Consider the following 17,570-nt stretch of genomic DNA (forward strand, 5'->3'; position numbering starts at 1 on the left):
GAGCTTCGGCTCCGGGGCCCTTCTCTTGTTCGTGCACACCGTGCGGGTGCTTCGTGGCTGGGCGCGCAGTTCCCCGCGCCCCTTACGGGGCTACGCCGTGACCGAGTCCTCCGCGCCGTTCGCCTCCGACGGGTCGGACTCGACTTCCTCCGCCGCGTCCTGCGCCGCCCGCTGACCGGGGATCTCCGCGTCGATGCGCGTGGCCATGCGGACACGGCGCTCGTCGGCCTTGGCCGAGAGGGCGAGGACCGCCTCGTTGAAGCGGACCAGGGAGGGCGGGTCCGAGGGGCCCAGGAGGTGCTCCTTGAGCGCCGCGCGGGCCTCGGCGTGGGTGTCCTTCTCCGGGGAGCGGACGGCCTCCAGAAGGGCCGGGACGCCCTCGGCGGTCGGGGAGAGGATCGCCGCCGCGCTCACCGTCGGGAAGCCCGTGCGGAAGTCCGCCTCGGACATGCCGGACGTGTTGGCGACCGCGTACGGCTTCTCGCTCGACAGCCAGTCGGAGACGACCGAGGAGACATCGCTGATCAGCAGATCCGCCTGGTTGAAGCAGGAGAAGATCGCCGGGCGCGCGGTGGTGATGATCTGGTGCTCCCACTCGGGGAACGAGGCCCAGTACGCCGCCTCCCACGCGGCCGTCGCCTCGGCGACCGCCGTCTGCTGGTCGCCGTCGGGCGTGCCCTGGAGCATCATCCGCTCCATCTCGTCCACGCTCTTGCGGAACGCGGTCGAGGTCAGCCGGTCCAACTCGGCGGTGCGGCGCGCCAGTTCGGCGGTCGCCTCCGGGCCGGGACGCTCGCCCGAACGCTTGGCGGCGGCCTCGCGGATCATCGCCTTGATGCGCAGGTCGGCGGCGCCGGCGCGGGGGTCCTGCGAGCCGGTCATCGGGTGCGGCTTGTAGATGAGCCGGACGCCGGGGTCGGCGAGGAGGTGCCGGACGATGTTCTCGCCCGCGAGGGTCACCGACGTGTTGCCGGGGTTGCCGTCCCAGCCCTCCCAGGTGGGGGCGTACAGCACGGTCGTGAACGGGCCCGTGGGGGCGCCCGTGGACGGCAGGATCGGGGACAGCTGGGGGCGGCCGACCTCGACCACGTCCTTGTCCTCGACGCCGACGTCGGCGGCCTGGTAGCGGTCGCGCGCGGCGGGGCCCGCCACCCACACCTCGTCGTACGCCTTCGCGTACGGGTTGCAGGAGGACAGCTTGTCGCTCTCGCCGTGGTTGATGAAGGCGTGCTTGATCGTGGGGATGCGCAGGACCTGCGAGGTCTTCGCGGCGTTCGCCGGGTGCAGCATCATCTTCAGCGTCGAGGTCTCCAGGGAGAACATCGTCGCGACCTTCGGGAAGCAGATGATCGGGACGTCCGTCGCGTCGATCTTCTGCACCATGAAGCGCTCACGCAGCACGATCAGCGGATTGCCGTCGAGCCTGGAGAGCGTGGAGAGCCACATGTTCGCCTGGTACGCGGAGGTGGCGCCGCCCGAGAAGTACATGGCGACGGACGGCTGGTAGTCGGCCAGCCAGTTGTCCAGCCACTCCATGACCTTCTCGTCGTTCTTCGCGCGCTTCTTGGGAAGCAGCCACGTGGCGAGGTAGATCGCGCCGAGGCCCATCAGGGCGATGGAGATCCCGAGGCCGATGCCGCCCCAGTACGCCTCGGTCGTGGCGGCGGTGACGAGCAGGCCCGCCGTGCCGGGGATCGAGAACGTCAGCAGGCGGTGGGCCTGGCGGCGCGAGAGGATCCGCGGCGGGGCGGCCGTCAGGTGAAGCGCGGACGCGTCGATGTTGCGCGTGACGATCGGCAGCTGGCGGCTGCGGCGCACCAGTATGGCGGTGGCCTGGCAGCCGAAGTGCAGGAAGTAGAAGGCGAGCAGCGAGATCGTCAGCGGCGACTGCTCGGCCAGCGGCTCGATGCCGTCGATGCGCAGCAGGCCGACCAGGATCAGCATGTCGCGCAGGAGCTGCCTGACGGTGACATCGAACCGGATCTTGCCAAGGAGGGAGAGGAGCCCCGGCTGCTTGTACTGCAGATACACGTCGAGCGCGAGGTTCGCCGCGGACGCGGCGACGAACACCGGTACATACGGGACCAGCGCGCTGACGAGCTGGGCCGTGAAGAGCGCGAACATCGCGAACAGCGCGGTGAGCTGCACGATGCGGCGGGGGGCGAGTCCGGCAGAGGGCACGGGCTTGGGCTCCTGGCGGGGGATCGGGGGGATCGGACGGGGGGAAGTCAAGGAAAGCGACCACTGACCGTATGACGTGCGGTGGCCCCGTAGCAATCTTCCGTGACGACAATCACCGGATAAAGGGGCAAAGGTACTGAACCCAGAGGCCCGGATTCACCTCCGGGGAGTATTCGGTCCGTCCCTCGAAATGGATGGGCACTCCCCACGCTCACTCGCGTAGATTGCTGGTCCGGCAGGGAACGGGACCTTCGGGATCATTGGGGAAGTACGTTGGCTGGGGCAAGGCAGGGCATCGCAGAGGCCCACAGGGTGGTCGTCAAGGTCGGGTCCTCGTCCCTGACCACCGCGGCGGGGGGCCTGGACGCCGACCGCGTCGACGCCCTCGTCGACGTGCTCGCCAAGAGCCGCAGCGGCGGCGAGCGCGAGATCGTCCTCGTTTCCTCCGGCTCCATCGCCGCGGGGCTCTCGCCGCTGGGGCTGCGCAGGCGGCCCAAGGACCTGGCGAGGCAGCAGGCGGCCGCCAGCGTCGGCCAAGGCCTTCTCATGGCCCGCTACACCGCTTCCTTCGCGCGTTACGGCGTACGCGTCGGGCAGGTGCTCCTCACCTCCGACGACATGGCCCGCCGCGCGCACCACCGCAACGCGTCCCGCACCTTCGACCAGCTCCTGGCGATGGGCGCGCTGCCGGTCGTGAACGAGAACGACACCGTGGCGACGGACGAGATCCGCTTCGGCGACAACGACCGGCTCGCCGCCCTCGTCGCCCACCTCGTCCACGCCGACCTCCTCGTCCTGCTCTCCGACGTGGACGGCCTCTACGACGGCGACCCGGCCAAGCCCGGCACCTCCCGGATCTCCGAGGTCACAGGACCCGCCGACATAGCGCACGTCCAGATCGGCAGCGCGGGCAAGGCGGGCGTCGGCACCGGCGGCATGGTCACCAAGGTCGAGGCCGCACGGATCGCCGCCGGCGCCGGGATCCCGGTGGTCCTGACCTCCGCGAGCCAGGCCGCCGACGCCCTCGCGGGCCGCGATACCGGCACGTACTTCCACCCCACGGGCCGCCGCTCCGGCGACCGGCTCCTGTGGCTCCAGCACGCCTCCGAGCCGCAGGGCGCACTGACGCTCGACGACGGGGCGGTGCGTGCGGTCGTCGAGGGGCGCAAATCGCTGCTGCCCGCCGGGATCGCCGGGGTCGAGGGCGACTTCGCCGCGGGCGACCCGGTCGAGCTGCGGGACACCGCGGGGCGGGCCGTGGCGCGCGGACTGGTGAACTTCGACGCCAAGGAGCTCCCGCAGCTCCTCGGCCGTTCCACCAGGGATCTCGCGCGCGAGCTCGGACCGGCGTACGAGCGGGAGGTCGTGCACCGCGACGACCTCGCCCTGCTGCACGACTGAGCTCGTCCCGGGCCCCGCTCGCGCCCCCGGCCACGGCCGAAAACAGGCGCGAACGCCGTGCGCCGCCCGGCCCGTGCGAGGTGAAACTCCCCAAAACCGCCCCGCGGGGGCGCTTGGCCTGCTCAACTTTGTCCAGACACTTCCGCACGACCATTGCGTATCCGCACCACCATTGCGTAGAGGAGGCCGTCGTGAGACGAGTGCGCCCGGGAGCGTCGTCCCGCGCGCCGGCTGAGCGGTCCCTGACCAGCGTCGCCGCGGGGGCGACGTACACCGGTGACACGCGAGCGGCGGGGGAGACGGACGAGAGTCAGGAGGGCGAGACGGTGGACGCGCCCCGTCTGTGGCACGTCACCCTGAGCGTCTCGGGGGGCGAAGCCCCGCTCAAGGAGGTCAGGCGCGGCCTCGAACAGCTCGCCCACGACCACCCCTTCCTGCTGACCAGCAGGTACGCGCCCGACCACGCGGAGATCCGGTACTGGGAAGAGGCCCGCGACCTGCACGACGCCGCCGCGGTCGCGCTCCGGCTCTGGGGAGAGCACCGGCAGAGCGCGCAGCTCCCGCCGTGGGAGATCGTCGGCCTCGAGGTCATCGACCGCGACACCTACCACCAGCGCATCGCGGAGGGGTACGGCCCGCTGCCGGCGACCCCGGTGGGCGTGCACCCTTTTTGAGCCGACGTGTGTTTCGAGCCGACGTGAGCACCGTGGTCTCGGCTGCTGAAACAGCGGGTGGACCGTGGCCGCTCCCTATTACGCTGCGTTCATGACGTCCCTCACGCCGGTCTCTCCGTACGACAACCTCTCGCCGGTCGCCCAGGCCGCCTACCGCGCCCGTGGCGCCGCCGCGACGCTCGCGCCGCTGCCGCGTGCCGCCAAGGACGACGCGCTCCTGGCGATCGCCGACGCCCTCGAGGTCCGTACGGCAGAGATCATCGAGGCCAACGGCAAGGACACCGCCCGCGCCCGTGAGGCCGGGACCAGCGAGTCCGTCGTCGACCGTCTGACGCTCACCCCGGAGCGGGTCCGCGCCATCGCCGCCGACGTGCGCGACGTGGCCGCCCTGCCCGACCCCGTCGGCGAGGTCGTCCGCGGCTCGACCCTGCCGAACGGCATCGACCTGCGCCAGGTCCGCGTCCCGCTCGGCGTCGTCGGCATCATCTACGAGGCCCGCCCGAACGTCACCGTGGACGCCGCCGCCCTCTGCCTGAAGTCCGGCAACGCGGTGCTCCTGCGGGGCTCGTCATCGGCGTACGAATCGAACACCGCGCTCGTCCGTGTCCTGCGCGACGCCGTCCACGGAGCGGGCCTGCCCGCCGACGCCGTCCAGCTCGTGCCGGGCGAGAACCGTGACTCCGTGCGCGAGCTGATGCGCGCCCGCGGCCTCGTCGACGTCCTCATCCCGCGCGGCGGCGCCTCGCTGATCAAGACCGTCGTCGAGGAGTCCACCGTCCCGGTCATCGAGACCGGCACCGGCAACTGCCACGTCTACGTGGACGCCCACGCCGACCTGGACATGGCCGTCGACATCCTCGTCAACTCCAAGGCCCAGCGCCCCAGCGTCTGCAACGCCGCCGAGACGCTCCTGGTGCACGCGGACATCGCCGACGCCTTCCTGCCGCGCGCCCTGGACGCCCTGGCCGAGGCCGGGGTCACGGTGCACGCCGACGAGCGCGTGCTCACGTACGCCGACGCGTCCAAGGCCACCGTCGTGCCCGCGACCACGGAGGACTGGGAGACCGAGTACCTCTCGTACGACATCGCGGCGGGCATCGTCGACTCCCTCGAGCAGGCCGTCGAGCACATCCGCCTGTGGACCTCCGGGCACACCGAGGCGATCGTCACCACCTCGCAGCAGGCCGCGCGCCGCTTCACCCAGCTGGTGGACTCCACGACGGTCGCCGTGAACGCCTCCACGCGCTTCACGGACGGCGGCCAGTTCGGCTTCGGCGCCGAGATCGGCATCTCCACGCAGAAGCTGCACGCCCGGGGCCCGATGGGGCTTCCCGAGCTGACGTCGACGAAGTACATCGTCACCGGCGACGGCCACACCCGCTGAATTCCCGCACGGGCTGAATTCCCGTACCGTCTGCCCAGATTGCCCCTTCCGGTCTACGCTGGAAGGGTGCCGGAGGACGTGGGGGGCACGCCGTCGTTTCCTGACGGCGGGGAGCCCGACGACGACCGCGACCGCGGGGGTGCGGACGAAGAGTTCGCCTCCGTGGTCTTCGACGAGGCCTTCGTCAAGGCCGCCGAGATACATGAACCCACCGCGGTGGAGCGGCTGTTGGCCGCCGCCCAGGCGCGCGCGGAGGCCTCCGAGGCCGAGAGCCGCCGGGCCCGCACCCGTGGCTCGGGCCGCGAATCGCCCGAGGATGATCTCTACGACGAGGGCTTCGGCCCCGACGACGGCGGCGAGTTCGGCCATGACGCGGACCTCGACGACGTGTACGACCGTGAGTTCACCGAGCACGGGTACGGCAGGCAGGGCTATGGCGGCCGCAACCGCTGGCACCGCCCCGTCGCCTGGATGCTCGCCCTCCTGATGGGCATCGGCATGGTCGCGCTCGCCTTCACCGCGGTCTACCGCGGCGCGTCGACGGGCCGCCAGGACCCGGCTCCGCCCCCGGTGTCCACGGAGCCGTCGGCCTCCGCGGAGTACGGCAGGCCACCGGTCTCCGCAACGCCCCGCGTCCCGTGAGAAGTTGTCAGAACTTGTCGTGTGGCAGGGCGTTTACCTGACCGTGCTGAGACCTACCCTGAAGGTATGGGCGGGCCAGGAGAACCACCCGAGGGGACATCCGAGGGCGCTCCCGCCGGTGGTGAGGACGAGTACCGATCCGTCGTCTTCGACGAGTCGTTCGTCCGCGCCGCACGGCTCCAGGAGTACTCCGCGCAGGAGCGCATGAGTGACCACACGCACGCGGTGCGCCGCACTCCCGCGCACCACAAACACCTCTCCAAGCAGGCCGTGATCCTCGTCCTGCTGATCGCCGTCGCCTTCGGCACCGCGATCTACATGGGAGTGCGTCACCCGTACCAGAACCCCGTCGCCCAACGCCCCGAGCCGCTGCGGATGACGGTCATACCGCTCGCCCCGCAGGGGCCCGTGCCCGGCGCCGAGAAGCCCGCCGACCTGTTCGCGCACAGCCCGGCCGCGCAGTTCCGGGCCGGCGCCTCCGGCATCAACCTCCCCGCGGCGCACCGGACGTCGCACTTCTCGGACGGTCAGGTGATGACCGCTCTGACCACCGCCAAGGACTATCTCGTCGAGTCCTCGCTCGACCCGGACGTCCTCACCGGCGGCGCCGTGCGCTCCGCGCGCATCCTGCTCGACCCGCGGCAGCTCGACCAGTTCGACAGGAGCTTCGCGCACCCGGCGGCGGACGGACGGCACGCGCCCACCGGCTGGCTCGTGCGCTTCGACCCGACGAAGGCGTCCCTGGCCTCGCCCGGCATCCGCGTCCACGGCACGCTGCACGCCACCGAGACGGACAAGAACACCCTCGAGGTGACCTCGGACCACACCTTCGTCTACGCGCTGCGGCCGGCCGGCAAGGGCGAGCACGTCAAGGCCTCGCTCTTCACCGTCCGGCGTGAGCTGCAGTTCCGCTTCGACCGCGACGACCTGCGGATGCGCCAGGCCGAGCTGCTCGTGTCGTACATGCAGGCGGGGCCGCTCACCTGCTCCGCCGACGCCACCAGCAAGCTGCGGCCGCTGCTCGCCGGGCAGAAGGCGAAGGCGGGCGGCCCCGCGGGCACCGACCCGTACGCGACGGGTGATGCCCCGGCGCTGTGCGGCTCGCTCTCGGCGGCCGCACAGCCCTCGCTCTGAGGGTCAGCCGTGCGGGTTACGGCGCCTCGTCTGCCGGGGGCGTGTCGGCCGGCGGCGTGTCGTTGCGGCCGTCGTTGCGGCTCTGGCCGGTGAACCTGCCGCGCAGCTTGCCGCCCAGGTCGCCCGCGCCGCCCGCGAGGTCGTTGACCAGCTTCATCAGCGGGTCCTTGCTGTTGCGTACGTCATCGGCGTAGCTGGAGGCCGACTGGCGGAAGGAGTCGGACACCGAGGTGTCCCCGTCCTCGTCGCGGCGCGGGTAGTGGCCGTCCATGATCCGCTGGTAGTCGCGGGTCTCGGCCCACTTCTTCAGCTCGGCCGCGCGCACGGTGGTGAAGGGGTGCGTGCGCGGCATCACGTTCAGGATCTTCAGGACCGAGTCACGCAGGTCGCCCCCGGCCTCGTACTCCTCGGCCTGCTCCAGGAACGCGTCCACGTTCATCTCGTGCAGGTGGTTGCCGCCCGCGATCTTCATCAGGCCGCGCATCGACGCCTTGAGGTCCTGGCCCACCAGGAGCCCCGCGCGGTCCGCCGAGAGCTCGGACTTGCGGAACCACTCGCGCAGGGCGGTCACGATGGCCATGATCGCCATGTTGCCGAGCGGGATCCAGGCGACCTTGAGCGCGAGGTTGGTCAGGAAGAGCAGGATCGTGCGGTACACCGAGTGGCCGGAGAGCGCGTGGCCCACCTCGTGCCCGACGACCGCGCGCATCTCCTCCTCGTCGAGGAGCTCGACGAGGCCCGTGGTCACCACGATGATCGGCTCGTCGAGGCCGATGCACATCGCGTTCGGGTTCGGGTCCATGTTCACGTACATCGGCGGGACCTTCTCCAGGTCCAGGATGTAACAGGCGTCCCGCAGCATGGTGTTGAGGTGCGCGAACTGCGCGTCGGAGACCCGTACGGAGTCCGAGAGGAACAGCAGGCGCAGGCTCCGCTCGGGGAGCAGCCCGCTGAGTGCCTTGAAGACGGTGTCGAACCCGCTGAGCTTGCGCAGGGCCACCAGGGCCGAGCGGTCGGCCGGGTGTTCGTACGCCCGTGACGAGATGCCGGGGAAGCGCCTGCGCTGCCTGCTCGGCACGTGCTCGTGCCCACCGCCTCGCAGGCCGTGGTCGTTGTCGTCGGTCATGCCCCATCCCCCATGCTCGTCCAGTCATGCCCCCGAGGTGGGTCCCAGCCTAGGCGGAGATACCGTGACAGGGCAGCACAGCGAATGGAGTCGCCCGTCATGGCCGTCATGGAGCACAGCGCCGCAGCCCACCACTGGGTCACGGAGGCGGCCGCCCTGGCCGCGAAGGAGCAGGGGGCGGGCAATCTGCTCCGCGTCGTGCTGATCGTCATGGTCGTCGGGTGTGTGCTCGTGGCGTGGTTCCTGCTGCGCGGCTACCGCCAGGGGGCCGACACGGAGCGTCGTGACGCGGACGCGAGTCCGGGCGCGGGCAAGGACGCGGACGCGGATACCGGGCGGCCGGGCGGCGGCGACGAGGACGACCGCGCGGACCACAACGGCTGAGTCGGCGTGAGCTCTGCCGGTGCCCCCGCATACGATGGCCTGGAAGTCCTTGTTCCCGCCCACCTCCGGATAGGTCCTGCCGACGATGAGCCTCCACAGCACCGCCTCCCAGCTGGTCACTCTCGCCTCCGAGGGCAAGCACGTCGACGAGCACGCAAGCCTCAGCCCCTACCTCACCGGCGGTGGCGCGTTCGTCGTGCTCATGCTGCTCCTGTGGATCACCACGCGCTTCAACCGGGACCGCTGAGCAGTCCACCGAACGGACGCTGAAACAGAGCCCGTCCACCGGGCCGGTAGGGTCTGCACGCATGGGAGAGCAGGACATGCCTACCGGTCCCGGTACCGGCCCGGCCAGCAAGGGCAAGCGCCGCCTGGGCGTCATGGGCGGAACGTTTGACCCGATCCACCACGGACACCTGGTGGCGGCCCAGGAGGTCGCCGCGCAGTTCCACCTCGACGAGGTGGTGTTCGTGCCGACCGGCCAGCCGTGGCAGAAGAGCGACAAGGCGGTGTCCCCGGCCGAGGACCGTTATCTGATGACGGTCATCGCGACGGCCGAGAACCCGCAGTTCTCGGTGAGCCGCATCGACATCGACCGCGGCGGTCCGACCTACACGACGGACACGCTGCGCGATCTGCGCACGCTCAATCCCGACACGGACCTCTTCTTCATCACGGGCGCCGACGCCCTCGGCCAGATCCTCACCTGGCGCTACACCGAAGAGCTCTTCTCCCTGGCGCACTTCATCGGGGTCACCCGGCCGGGCCATACGCTGGCCGACCCCGGACTTCCCGAGGGCGGAGTCTCGCTCGTGGAGGTCCCGGCCCTCGCCATCTCGTCCACGGACTGCCGTGCGCGGGTCGCCAAGGGTGACCCGGTCTGGTACCTGGTGCCGGACGGCGTGGTGCGTTATATCGACAAGCGCGAGCTGTACCGCGGCGATTGAGCCGAGAGGGGCACCGGTGAACGACCGACAGTACGACCCGTATGCGGGCGGCGACCCGTACGCGGGCGAGTACGCGGCTGATCAGTACCAGATCGTCGGGTACGACGAGTACGGGCAGCCGGTGTATCAGCAGGTCCCGCAGCAGGCCCAGCAGGCACAGCAGCCCCAGCCGTCGGCCTCGTACGACCAGTACGGGTCCCAGGCCCAGGCCCAGCAGCAGTACCAGCAGCCGCCGCAGGGCTACGGCTACGACCCGTACGCGACGGGGCAGCAGGCGCCGGTGCCGCCTGCCCCGCCTTATGACTCCGGTTCGTACGACTCCGGTTCGTACGCCTCGGGTTCGTACGGCACCTATGACCAGCCTCAGCAGGCCCAGCCGCAGGCCGCCCAGCAGACGCAGACTGGCTGGATCCCGCAGCAGTCGCGGCAGCCGGAGCCGGACCCGGAGCCGCAGCCGCAGCCGGACTTCGAGGCCGAGCCGCAGCGTGAGGCCCAGCGCCGCGATCCCGCGTACGAGACGCAGCAATTCTCCTTCATCGAGGAGCCGGACGAAGAGTCCGAGGACGTCATCGACTGGCTGAAGTTCACCGAGAGCCGCACCGAGCGGCGCGAGGAGGCCAAGCGGCGCGGGCGTTCGAGGGTCGTCGCCCTCGTCGTGGTACTCGCGCTCGTGATCGCGGGCGGCGTCGGCTACCTCTGGTACGCGGGCAAGCTGCCCGGCCTGTCGGACGACGCGGCCGGCGGCGGCGACGCGGCGGCCGGACCGCAGAACCGCGACGTGATCGTCGTCCACCTGCACAACACCAAGAAGGGCGGCACCTCCACCGCGCTCCTGGTGAACAACACCACCACCAAGCGCGGCACCACCGTCCTGCTGCCCAACTCCCTCTCCGTGACGAACGACGAGGGCGCGGGGACGACGCTCGGCAAATCGGTCGACGACGACGGTTCCACCGGCACCCGCGAGTCGATCGACAGCCTCCTCGGCACCCAGGTCGAGGGCACCTGGCGCCTGGACACCCCGTACCTGAACAACCTCGTCGAGCTGGTCGGCAACATCGACATCGACACCGACGCCGACGTGCCCGACCCCAAGGCCAAGAAGGGTCAGGCGCCCCTCGTGAAGAAGGGCGAGCAGCAGACCCTGAGCGGCGAGATGGCCGTCGCGTACGCCACCTACCGCGCGACCGGCGAGTCCGAGACCGCGCAGCTCGACCGCTTCGGACAGGTCATGCAGGGCGTCCTGCGCAAGCTCTCGTCCGACCCGCAGGCCGCGACGACCACCGTCCAGTCGCTGGCCCAGATCCTTGACCCGTCCCTCGAGGAGAAGGACCTCGGCGCCTTCCTCGCCAAGCTCGCCGACCGTGCGAAGGGCGGCGACTACTCCACGCAGCTGCTCCCGGTGCGGCAGGACGGGACGCTCTCGGAGAAGGCCGGCGCGAGCGTGGTCAAGAGCATCCTGGGCGGCGCGGTCAAGAACCCGGACAAGGACGCGGCCCTCCGGGTCGGCGTCAAGAACGCGTCCGGCAGCAAGGGCGCGGGGCAGGACGCGCGGATCTCGCTGGTCAACGGCGGCTACACCTTCGTGGACAGCGGCGCGGGCTCGACGGCGCAGACGACATCGCAGGTCACCTACGCCGACGCGGACAAGAAGGCGCAGGCCACCGAGGTCGCCAAGACCCTCGGTCTGCCCGCCGGCGCGGTCCGCAAGGGCAAGACCGCACCCAACGCGGATGTGTCGGTCGTCCTCGGCCAGGACTACGACGCGGGATGACGCCGGCGGCCCCGGCCGGGGGTTCTCCCGGCCGGGGTGACGCAGCAGACAGGGCCGTCGCGTAATCGACGGGAGGTCCTTCGGCGGTCCGTGAGACCCTTGGGGTGTCTTGACCCCCTGAAGGAAAGCGCAATAGTGACCGCCACGGACCGCTCCATCGAGCTCATCAAGGTCGCCGCTCAGTCGGCCGCCGACAAGCTCGCGCACGACATCATCGCGTACGACGTCAGCGACGTGCTGTCGATCACGGACGCCTTCCTGCTCGCCTCCGCGCCCAACGACCGCCAGGTCAAGTCGATCGTCGACGAGATCGAGGAGCGGCTCAGCAAGGAGCTCGGCGTCAAGCCGGTGCGCCGCGAGGGCGACCGCGAAGCCCGCTGGGTCCTCCTGGACTACGTGGACATCGTGGTGCACGTCCAGCACAGCGAGGAGCGTGTCTTCTACGCCCTCGAGCGCCTGTGGAAGGACTGCCCCGAGATCGAGCTCCCCGCGGACGCCGTCGCGACCCGCGGCAAGGCCGCCGAGCACGCCGAGCAGCGCGCCGCGGAGGAGGCAGCCGACCTGGACGGTGAGCTTCGGTGACCAGCCGCGGCTGCCGGATCATCCTGTGGCGGCACGGCCAGACGTCCTGGAATCTGGAGCGCCGCTTCCAGGGCTCCACGGACATCGAGCTGACCGACACCGGAGTCGCTCAGGCCAGGCGCGCGGCCCGGCTGCTCGCCTCGCTGAAGCCGGACGCCATCGTGGCGTCCGACCTGAAGCGGGCGGCGGCCACGGCGAACGAGCTCGCGGCCCTCACTGGCCTGCCCGTCACACACGAGCAGGGTCTCCAGGAGACGTACGCCGGTGAGTGGCAGGGCCTGACGCACGACGAGATCATCGCGCGCTTCGGCGACCAGTACGCCGCGTGGAAGCGCGGCGAATCGGTGCGCCGGGGCGGCGGTGAGCTGGAGACCGAGGTCGCCGACCGTGCCGCGCCGATCGTGCTGCGCCATGCCGAGAAGCTGCCGGAGAACGGCACGCTCGTGGTGGTCAGTCACGGCGGTACGATCCGCACCACCATCGGCCGTCTCCTCGGCCTGGAGTCCCACCACTGGGAGGGTCTCGGCGGGCTCTCCAACTGCTGCTGGTCCGTGCTCGGCCAGGGCGCGCGGGGCTGGCGCCTCCTCGAGCACAACGCCGGCACGCTGCCGGAGCCGGTGCTCGGCGACGACGATTAGCCCCGCGCCGGGGCGGCTGCGGGAGAGGGTGCCAGAGCCGCTGGTCACAGGGCCCGGGAGGGCCTGTCACCCGGATTTCACATTCCGGCCCGGCGCAGGCTAAAGTTCTTCTTGTTCGCCCGCCGAGCGGGAAGAACACGAAGAACACACGGGGCTATAGCTCAGTTGGTAGAGCGCCTGCATGGCATGCAGGAGGTCAGGAGTTCAATTCTCCTTAGCTCCACAATCAGGATCCCGTCCTCATCAGAGGGCGGGATTCTTCCGTTTCCGGCAGCGCATCCGCTTCCGGAGGCCTGAGCTCGCGAAGCTCGGCCGCCCGACGGCGGCTCTCCTCGTCGTCCGGGGTGTACGCGACGATCCGGCACTCCGGCATGCCGTTGATGGACAGCGAGACCGACGTCATCCGCAGCTCTCCGACCGCCTCGTGCCGGAACGTCTTCACGCGGGGCCCCGGTGGCGCCACGTCGCCCCGCTCCCACAGCTCGGCGAAGTGCGCGCTCGCTGCGGACAGCCGGACTATGAAGTCCTCCCAGGCGGGCTCGCCCACATGCCGTCCGTACGAACTGCGCAGCGTCGCCACCATCACCGGCAGCTCCTCGTCGCGGAAGACCAGCGGGCAGACGGGATCGGGCGCGATGAACAGCGTCCACAGCACGTTCGGTGCGCCCAAGGACGCCAGTTGCGGGACGAAGAAGAGATCGCGGTAGGCGGGGTTGGTGGCGAGGATGTCGTACCGCGCGTTGTAGACCACCGCCGGGTGGGGGTCGAGCGCGTCGATGATGCCCTGGATCTCCGGGCCGACCGCCGCGGGGGACGAAGTCCTGCGGACCGGCTCGAACGGCACCTCCGCCAGGTGGTACAGGTGCTCGCGCTCCGCCTTGTCGAGGCGGAGCGTGCGCGCCACGGCGTCCAGGACCTGCGCCGACGCGTTGATGGGGCGGCCCTGCTCCAGCCACGTGTACCAGGTGACGCCGACTCCGGAGAGCTGGGCGACCTCCTCGCGGCGCAGCCCCGGCGTACGGCGGCGCAGGCCCGGCGGCATGCCCACGTCGGCCGGTGTCACCCTGGCCCTGCGGCCGCGCAGGAAGGCGGCGAGCTCCGGCCTCCGTCGCTGAGTCGTCCCCATCGTCGTCACATCCCCCATGGTCGGTCCTCGCCCCGGGCCTTGCCAGGTGCTGCCAGTACCAGCATCAGCGGGCTCTCGTTACCCGTACCAACTCGCCGCCACGCTCGGTGCCATGACAACCACATCCCCGCCCACCGCGGCGGATCCCACTGGTTCGAGCCTCACGACCAGTAAAGCCCCCGGCACTGACAATCGTCCGGGCCGGCTGCTCGCCGTCGTCATCGCCGCGCAGTTCATGGCGCTGCTCGACGTCTTCATCGTCAACGTCGCCGCGCCCACCATCCGCACCGAACTCGGCGCGTCGGGCGCGGGCCTGCAGATGGTGGTCGCCGGGTACACCATCACGTACGCCGTGCTCCTGATCACGGGTGCGCGGCTCGGTGACCTGCTCGGACACCGTCGCGTCTATCTCATCGGCCTCGCCGTCTTCACCGTCGCCTCGCTCGCCTGTGGACTCAGCCGCGGGACGGGCGAGTTGATCGCCTTCCGGCTGTTGCAGGGCGCGGGCTCGGCGCTGCTCATTCCGCAGGTGCTCAGCCTGATCCAGCGCAACTTCACCGGGGAGGCGCGCACGAAGGCACTCGGCGCGTACGCGGCCACGCTCGCCGTCGGGGCCGCCGCCGGGCAGGTGCTCGGCGGTGTCCTGGTCAGCGCCGACCTGTTCGGCACGGGATGGCGCCCGGTGTTCCTGGTGAACGTGCCGGTGGGTGTGGTCCTGCTGATCATGGCGGGGCGCGTGCTGCCGCGGGACGCCGCCCGGGGAGCGGGGGAGGGGCGGGCGCGTGTGCTCGATCTGCCGGGGCTCGTGCTGCTCGGCGCCGCCGTCTCGCTGCTCACCGTGCCGCTGGTGCTCGGCCAGCAGGAGGGCTGGCCGCTGTGGTCCTGGCTCTCGCTGGGGTCCGCGCTGCCGCTCTTCGCCCTCTTCTGCGCGTACGAGTCCCGGCTCGCCCGCAACGGAGGCGCCCCGCTGATCTCACCCCGGGTCCTGCGCATCCCCGGCGTGGGCCTCGCCGTCTTCCGGATCGCCGCGGTGATGGGGGTCAACGCGGGCTTCCTGTTCGTGCTCACGCTGCACATCCAGGGCGGCCTCGGCTACAGCGCGTTGCGCGCCGGTCTGACGTTCGCGCCGACCGCGGTGGTCTTCGGCGCGGTCGGCCTGACGTGGCGCCGCTGGCCCGCGGTGCTCCAACGGGCACTGATCCCCGGCGGGTTCGCGCTCACCGCGCTCGCGTCGGCCGCCGTGGGGCTGCTGCTCCGGGACGGCGGTGAGGGCGGACCATGGCTGTATGTGGCCTTCGTGGCCATCGGTGCGGGTCTCTCCCTGGGGTTCAGCCCGACGCTGACCCGGGCACTCTCCACGGTGCGGCCCAAGGACGCCGCGGACGCCAGCGGCCTCCTGTCGACGGTCGCTCAGCTCGGCCAGTTGACCGGCGTCGCGTGTTATGGCGCACTTTTCCTCAACCGGCTTGAGTCACAAGGGGCTCCGGGGGCGTATTCATCCGCGGACGCCCTCCTGGTGTGCACATACGCCCTGGCCGGGGCGGCCGCACTGGGCGCCGTGTCCGGACTGGTACGAGTGCGTCGCTGACCGGGTCGCTCAGGCCGTGGCAGAATCGGACAGCCGGAAGGGGACCGCACCAGACCACCGACTGTGACCTGACGGGAGGGAGAGCGATGCCTGCGAGCATCCTCGATGGGGCCGACGGCCCCGTCGCAGTGGCCGCGCCACGACGCGCTGCCTCTCCCTTCGCGGCGACCCCTCTCCTCACCTGTCCGTCCTGCGGTTCGTCCCATGTCGCCCAAGTTCTCGGCGACAACGGCGGTGTCTCGTACGTGTGCACGGCCTGCGGCCGCAGCTGGAGCTGATTGATGGGTGCACACAGGCGGAAGTGCGACTGGTGTGGCAGTGGCACGCCGATCGTCCGCGACATGGAACCGGTCAACCAGGACTACCAGTACTGGTGCGAGGAGTGCGCGCGGGCGCTGATCATAAAGGGCGACCCCATCGAGACGTACCGCGAACTCGAAGGGGAGCCGATCTATGGCCGGCTGCTCGACGAACACTGCACGCTCAAGCGCTTCTACTCCTTCGCCACGGCCTGACCTCGCCTGATCCCAGGCAGGCCCGACGTCCGGCTCCCTGCAGCAGGAACGCGAAAGCGGTCCCTACGTAGAGGGCGGACAGCGTCATCTCGCCATAATTCTGGTCGAGTTCGAGCCGCCCCACGCCGTGCGGGACCCACCACAGGGCGTACGAACAGAAGACGAGGGCCAGCGCGCCGGTGCCCGCCCATCGGGCCCGGCCGCCCCGGCGCACCGCCTCCGTCCACACGAGCAGGGCCATCGGCACGCACCACACCCAGTGGTGCGACCACGACACCGGGCTGACCAGGAGCGCCGTCGCCGCGCAGCTCACCGCCGCTCGGGCGCGCTCCCCGCGGAGCGCCGCGCGCACCGCGACCGTCAGCCCGAGCACGCCGGCCGCCGCCGCGGCCACGACCCACCAGATGCCGGGCTCCTCGGTGTGCAGGAGCCGTGCGAGCACCCCGCGCAGAGACTGGTTCGCGGTGTCCTCGGGGAGCCCGACCCGGCCCGCCTCGAAGACCATCCGGGTCCAGAAGCGCCGCGAGTCGTACGGCAGGACGGCGGCCGCGAGCAGCGTCGCGGCGACGAAGGAGACGGCCGCCACGCACGCGTGCCGTACGGGTACGCGCCACTGCCCGCGCCTGGCCGCCTCCGCGGCGCCGGTGAGCAGCAGGAACACCGCGAACAGCGCGGGCGTGAGCTTGATCGCGGCGGCGATGCCGATGCCCAGGCCCGCCCAGCGGTGGCCGGGTCGGCGGGAGAGATCCCACAGGACCAGGACGGCGAGCAGCAGATTGATCTGGCCGTACCGCAGGGTCGTCCACACCGGCTCGGCCCAGACCGCGAGCGCGGCCACCCACAGAGCGCTCTCCACGCGCGCGTGCCCGATGTCCGTGGCCGGCCCGACGAGACGCAGGGCGAGGTGGGCGAAGGCCACCAGGAGGAGCAGGTTCCCCAGGGTCGCCAGCGTGCGCATGTCCGCCGTGTCCAGGAGCGTCAGCGGCGTGAACAGCAGGGCGGCGAACGGCGGGTAGGTGGTGGGCAGATGGGCCTCGGTGGTCCGCAGCGCGTAGAGATCGCCGCCCGCGCGCACGGTCTCGCCCTCGGCGCGGTAGACCATCAAGTCGATCATCGAGACGTCCGCGGCGCGCTGCGCGAGCCAGAAAGCCGTGAAGGAGAGCAGGCAGGCCCCGGCGGCGAGGGGCACGCGGCGACGGGCGCCGACAAGCGCGATCACGGTCACGAAGGCAGACAGTACCGCCCGTATCCGTACAGACCGGAAACGATTTGGTGGAGCACGGGGAGGACCGTGTAATGTTTACGAGGTCGCCGGGGAAACCGGGCGGACAAGCAAGGGGCTATAGCTCAGTTGGTAGAGCGCCTGCATGGCATGCAGGAGGTCAGGAGTTCAATTCTCCTTAGCTCCACAGCAGATGAGAGCGGGCCACCCGGATCGGGTGGCCCGCTTTCGTGTGTCCGACCGGGCCTCTAG

At 70.8% G+C, this 17,570-nt stretch carries 18 protein-coding genes and 2 tRNA genes; 16 read left to right on the forward strand and 4 right to left on the reverse strand.

Annotated features, from left to right (window positions below):
- Nucleotides 1-90: 90 nt before the first annotated feature.
- Complete coding sequence (locus tag AB0M70_RS06610) at nt 91-2,181, reverse strand: hypothetical protein (RefSeq protein ID WP_365817017.1); 2,091 nt, start codon at nt 2,179-2,181, stop codon at nt 91-93.
- 273 nt (nt 2,182-2,454) lie between these two features.
- Here AB0M70_RS06610 and proB point away from each other — a divergent pair, with 273 nt between their 5' ends.
- The 5 genes from proB to AB0M70_RS06635 all read left to right on the forward strand — a co-directional run bounded on the left by proB (nt 2,455) and on the right by AB0M70_RS06635 (nt 7,416).
- Entirely contained in the window at nt 2,455-3,582 is a 1,128-nt protein-coding gene (gene proB / locus AB0M70_RS06615; protein ID WP_365817019.1) for a glutamate 5-kinase, read from the forward strand.
- 191 nt (nt 3,583-3,773) lie between these two features.
- Nucleotides 3,774-4,256: a hypothetical protein gene (locus AB0M70_RS06620; protein WP_365817021.1), complete on the forward strand. Its 483-nt coding sequence runs from the start codon at nt 3,774-3,776 to the stop codon at nt 4,254-4,256.
- 91 nt (nt 4,257-4,347) lie between these two features.
- Nucleotides 4,348-5,640, forward strand: coding sequence for a glutamate-5-semialdehyde dehydrogenase (locus tag AB0M70_RS06625; RefSeq protein ID WP_365817023.1), 1,293 nt, complete (start codon nt 4,348-4,350; stop codon nt 5,638-5,640).
- 66 nt (nt 5,641-5,706) lie between these two features.
- Nucleotides 5,707-6,282 (forward strand): hypothetical protein, encoded by a 576-nt coding sequence (locus AB0M70_RS06630; protein WP_365817025.1) that lies wholly within the window; start codon nt 5,707-5,709, stop codon nt 6,280-6,282.
- Nucleotides 6,283-6,348: 66 nt separating this feature from the next.
- The gene (locus AB0M70_RS06635) at nt 6,349-7,416 is read left to right on the forward strand and encodes a hypothetical protein (protein ID WP_365817027.1); all 1,068 of its coding nucleotides are present in this window, start codon (nt 6,349-6,351) and stop codon (nt 7,414-7,416) included.
- Between the two features lie 16 nt (nt 7,417-7,432).
- On the opposite strand, the gene AB0M70_RS06640 is transcribed toward AB0M70_RS06635, so the two are convergent.
- Nucleotides 7,433-8,542, reverse strand: a complete 1,110-nt coding sequence (locus tag AB0M70_RS06640) for a M48 family metallopeptidase (protein ID WP_365817029.1) — start codon at nt 8,540-8,542, stop codon at nt 7,433-7,435.
- Between the two features lie 99 nt (nt 8,543-8,641).
- On the opposite strand from AB0M70_RS06640, the gene AB0M70_RS06645 reads away from it, so the two are divergent.
- The 7 genes from AB0M70_RS06645 to AB0M70_RS06675 all read left to right on the forward strand — a co-directional run bounded on the left by AB0M70_RS06645 (nt 8,642) and on the right by AB0M70_RS06675 (nt 13,090).
- Entirely contained in the window at nt 8,642-8,926 is a 285-nt protein-coding gene (locus tag AB0M70_RS06645) for a hypothetical protein (protein ID WP_365817622.1), read from the forward strand.
- Between the two features lie 85 nt (nt 8,927-9,011).
- A complete protein-coding gene (locus tag AB0M70_RS06650; RefSeq protein ID WP_365817031.1) occupies nt 9,012-9,173 on the forward strand; it encodes a hypothetical protein in 162 nt (53 codons plus the stop codon).
- 61 nt (nt 9,174-9,234) lie between these two features.
- Nucleotides 9,235-9,873, forward strand: coding sequence for a nicotinate-nucleotide adenylyltransferase (gene nadD / locus AB0M70_RS06655; protein WP_365817033.1), 639 nt, complete (start codon nt 9,235-9,237; stop codon nt 9,871-9,873).
- A gap of 16 nt (nt 9,874-9,889) precedes the next feature.
- Complete coding sequence (locus tag AB0M70_RS06660; RefSeq protein ID WP_365817035.1) at nt 9,890-11,647, forward strand: LCP family protein; 1,758 nt, start codon at nt 9,890-9,892, stop codon at nt 11,645-11,647.
- A gap of 135 nt (nt 11,648-11,782) precedes the next feature.
- Nucleotides 11,783-12,229: a ribosome silencing factor gene (rsfS, locus tag AB0M70_RS06665; protein WP_361828200.1), complete on the forward strand. Its 447-nt coding sequence runs from the start codon at nt 11,783-11,785 to the stop codon at nt 12,227-12,229.
- Nucleotides 12,226-12,867 (forward strand): histidine phosphatase family protein, encoded by a 642-nt coding sequence (locus tag AB0M70_RS06670; protein WP_365817037.1) that lies wholly within the window; start codon nt 12,226-12,228, stop codon nt 12,865-12,867. The genes rsfS and AB0M70_RS06670 overlap by 4 nt, the downstream gene beginning before the upstream one ends.
- Nucleotides 12,868-13,017: 150 nt before the next feature.
- A tRNA-Ala gene (locus AB0M70_RS06675) sits at nt 13,018-13,090 on the forward strand.
- A gap of 3 nt (nt 13,091-13,093) precedes the next feature.
- On the opposite strand, the gene AB0M70_RS06680 is transcribed toward AB0M70_RS06675, so the two are convergent.
- Nucleotides 13,094-14,011, reverse strand: a complete 918-nt coding sequence (locus AB0M70_RS06680; RefSeq protein WP_365817039.1) for a helix-turn-helix transcriptional regulator — start codon at nt 14,009-14,011, stop codon at nt 13,094-13,096.
- A gap of 94 nt (nt 14,012-14,105) precedes the next feature.
- Here AB0M70_RS06680 and AB0M70_RS06685 point away from each other — a divergent pair, with 94 nt between their 5' ends.
- From AB0M70_RS06685 to AB0M70_RS06695, 3 genes are all read left to right on the forward strand, one after another.
- Entirely contained in the window at nt 14,106-15,581 is a 1,476-nt protein-coding gene (locus tag AB0M70_RS06685) for an MFS transporter (RefSeq protein WP_365817041.1), read from the forward strand.
- 86 nt (nt 15,582-15,667) lie between these two features.
- Nucleotides 15,668-15,859, forward strand: coding sequence for a hypothetical protein (locus AB0M70_RS06690; RefSeq protein ID WP_363208657.1), 192 nt, complete (start codon nt 15,668-15,670; stop codon nt 15,857-15,859).
- A 3-nt stretch (nt 15,860-15,862) separates the two neighbouring features.
- Nucleotides 15,863-16,096, forward strand: coding sequence for a hypothetical protein (locus AB0M70_RS06695; protein ID WP_006137425.1), 234 nt, complete (start codon nt 15,863-15,865; stop codon nt 16,094-16,096).
- Here AB0M70_RS06695 and AB0M70_RS06700 read toward each other — a convergent pair.
- Entirely contained in the window at nt 16,065-17,321 is a 1,257-nt protein-coding gene (locus AB0M70_RS06700; RefSeq protein ID WP_365817043.1) for a glycosyltransferase 87 family protein, read from the reverse strand. The genes AB0M70_RS06695 and AB0M70_RS06700 overlap by 32 nt on opposite strands.
- 111 nt (nt 17,322-17,432) lie before the next feature.
- Between AB0M70_RS06700 and AB0M70_RS06705 the strand changes: the two genes are divergently transcribed.
- Nucleotides 17,433-17,505, forward strand: a tRNA-Ala gene (locus tag AB0M70_RS06705).
- Nucleotides 17,506-17,570: the final 65 nt, after the last annotated feature.

Origin of the sequence: Streptomyces sp. NPDC051214 (assembly GCF_040682375.1) — a bacterium.
GTDB lineage: Bacteria > Actinomycetota > Actinomycetes > Streptomycetales > Streptomycetaceae > Streptomyces.

What these genes read in the sequence shown, in the direction of transcription:
- AB0M70_RS06625 (WP_365817023.1), top strand. Translation starts at nt 4,348, where the DNA reads ATGACGTCCCTCACGCCGGTCTCTCCGTACGACAACCTCTCGCCGGTC.
- AB0M70_RS06635 (WP_365817027.1), top strand. Translation starts at nt 6,349, where the DNA reads ATGGGCGGGCCAGGAGAACCACCCGAGGGGACATCCGAGGGCGCTCCC.
- AB0M70_RS06640 (WP_365817029.1), bottom strand. Translation starts at nt 8,542, where the DNA reads ATGACCGACGACAACGACCACGGCCTGCGAGGCGGTGGGCACGAGCAC.
- AB0M70_RS06645 (WP_365817622.1), top strand. Translation starts at nt 8,642, where the DNA reads ATGGCCGTCATGGAGCACAGCGCCGCAGCCCACCACTGGGTCACGGAG.
- AB0M70_RS06650 (WP_365817031.1), top strand. Translation starts at nt 9,012, where the DNA reads ATGAGCCTCCACAGCACCGCCTCCCAGCTGGTCACTCTCGCCTCCGAG.
- nadD (WP_365817033.1), top strand. Translation starts at nt 9,235, where the DNA reads ATGGGAGAGCAGGACATGCCTACCGGTCCCGGTACCGGCCCGGCCAGC.
- AB0M70_RS06680 (WP_365817039.1), bottom strand. Translation starts at nt 14,011, where the DNA reads ATGGGGGATGTGACGACGATGGGGACGACTCAGCGACGGAGGCCGGAG.
- AB0M70_RS06685 (WP_365817041.1), top strand. Translation starts at nt 14,106, where the DNA reads ATGACAACCACATCCCCGCCCACCGCGGCGGATCCCACTGGTTCGAGC.
- AB0M70_RS06690 (WP_363208657.1), top strand. Translation starts at nt 15,668, where the DNA reads ATGCCTGCGAGCATCCTCGATGGGGCCGACGGCCCCGTCGCAGTGGCC.
- AB0M70_RS06695 (WP_006137425.1), top strand. Translation starts at nt 15,863, where the DNA reads ATGGGTGCACACAGGCGGAAGTGCGACTGGTGTGGCAGTGGCACGCCG.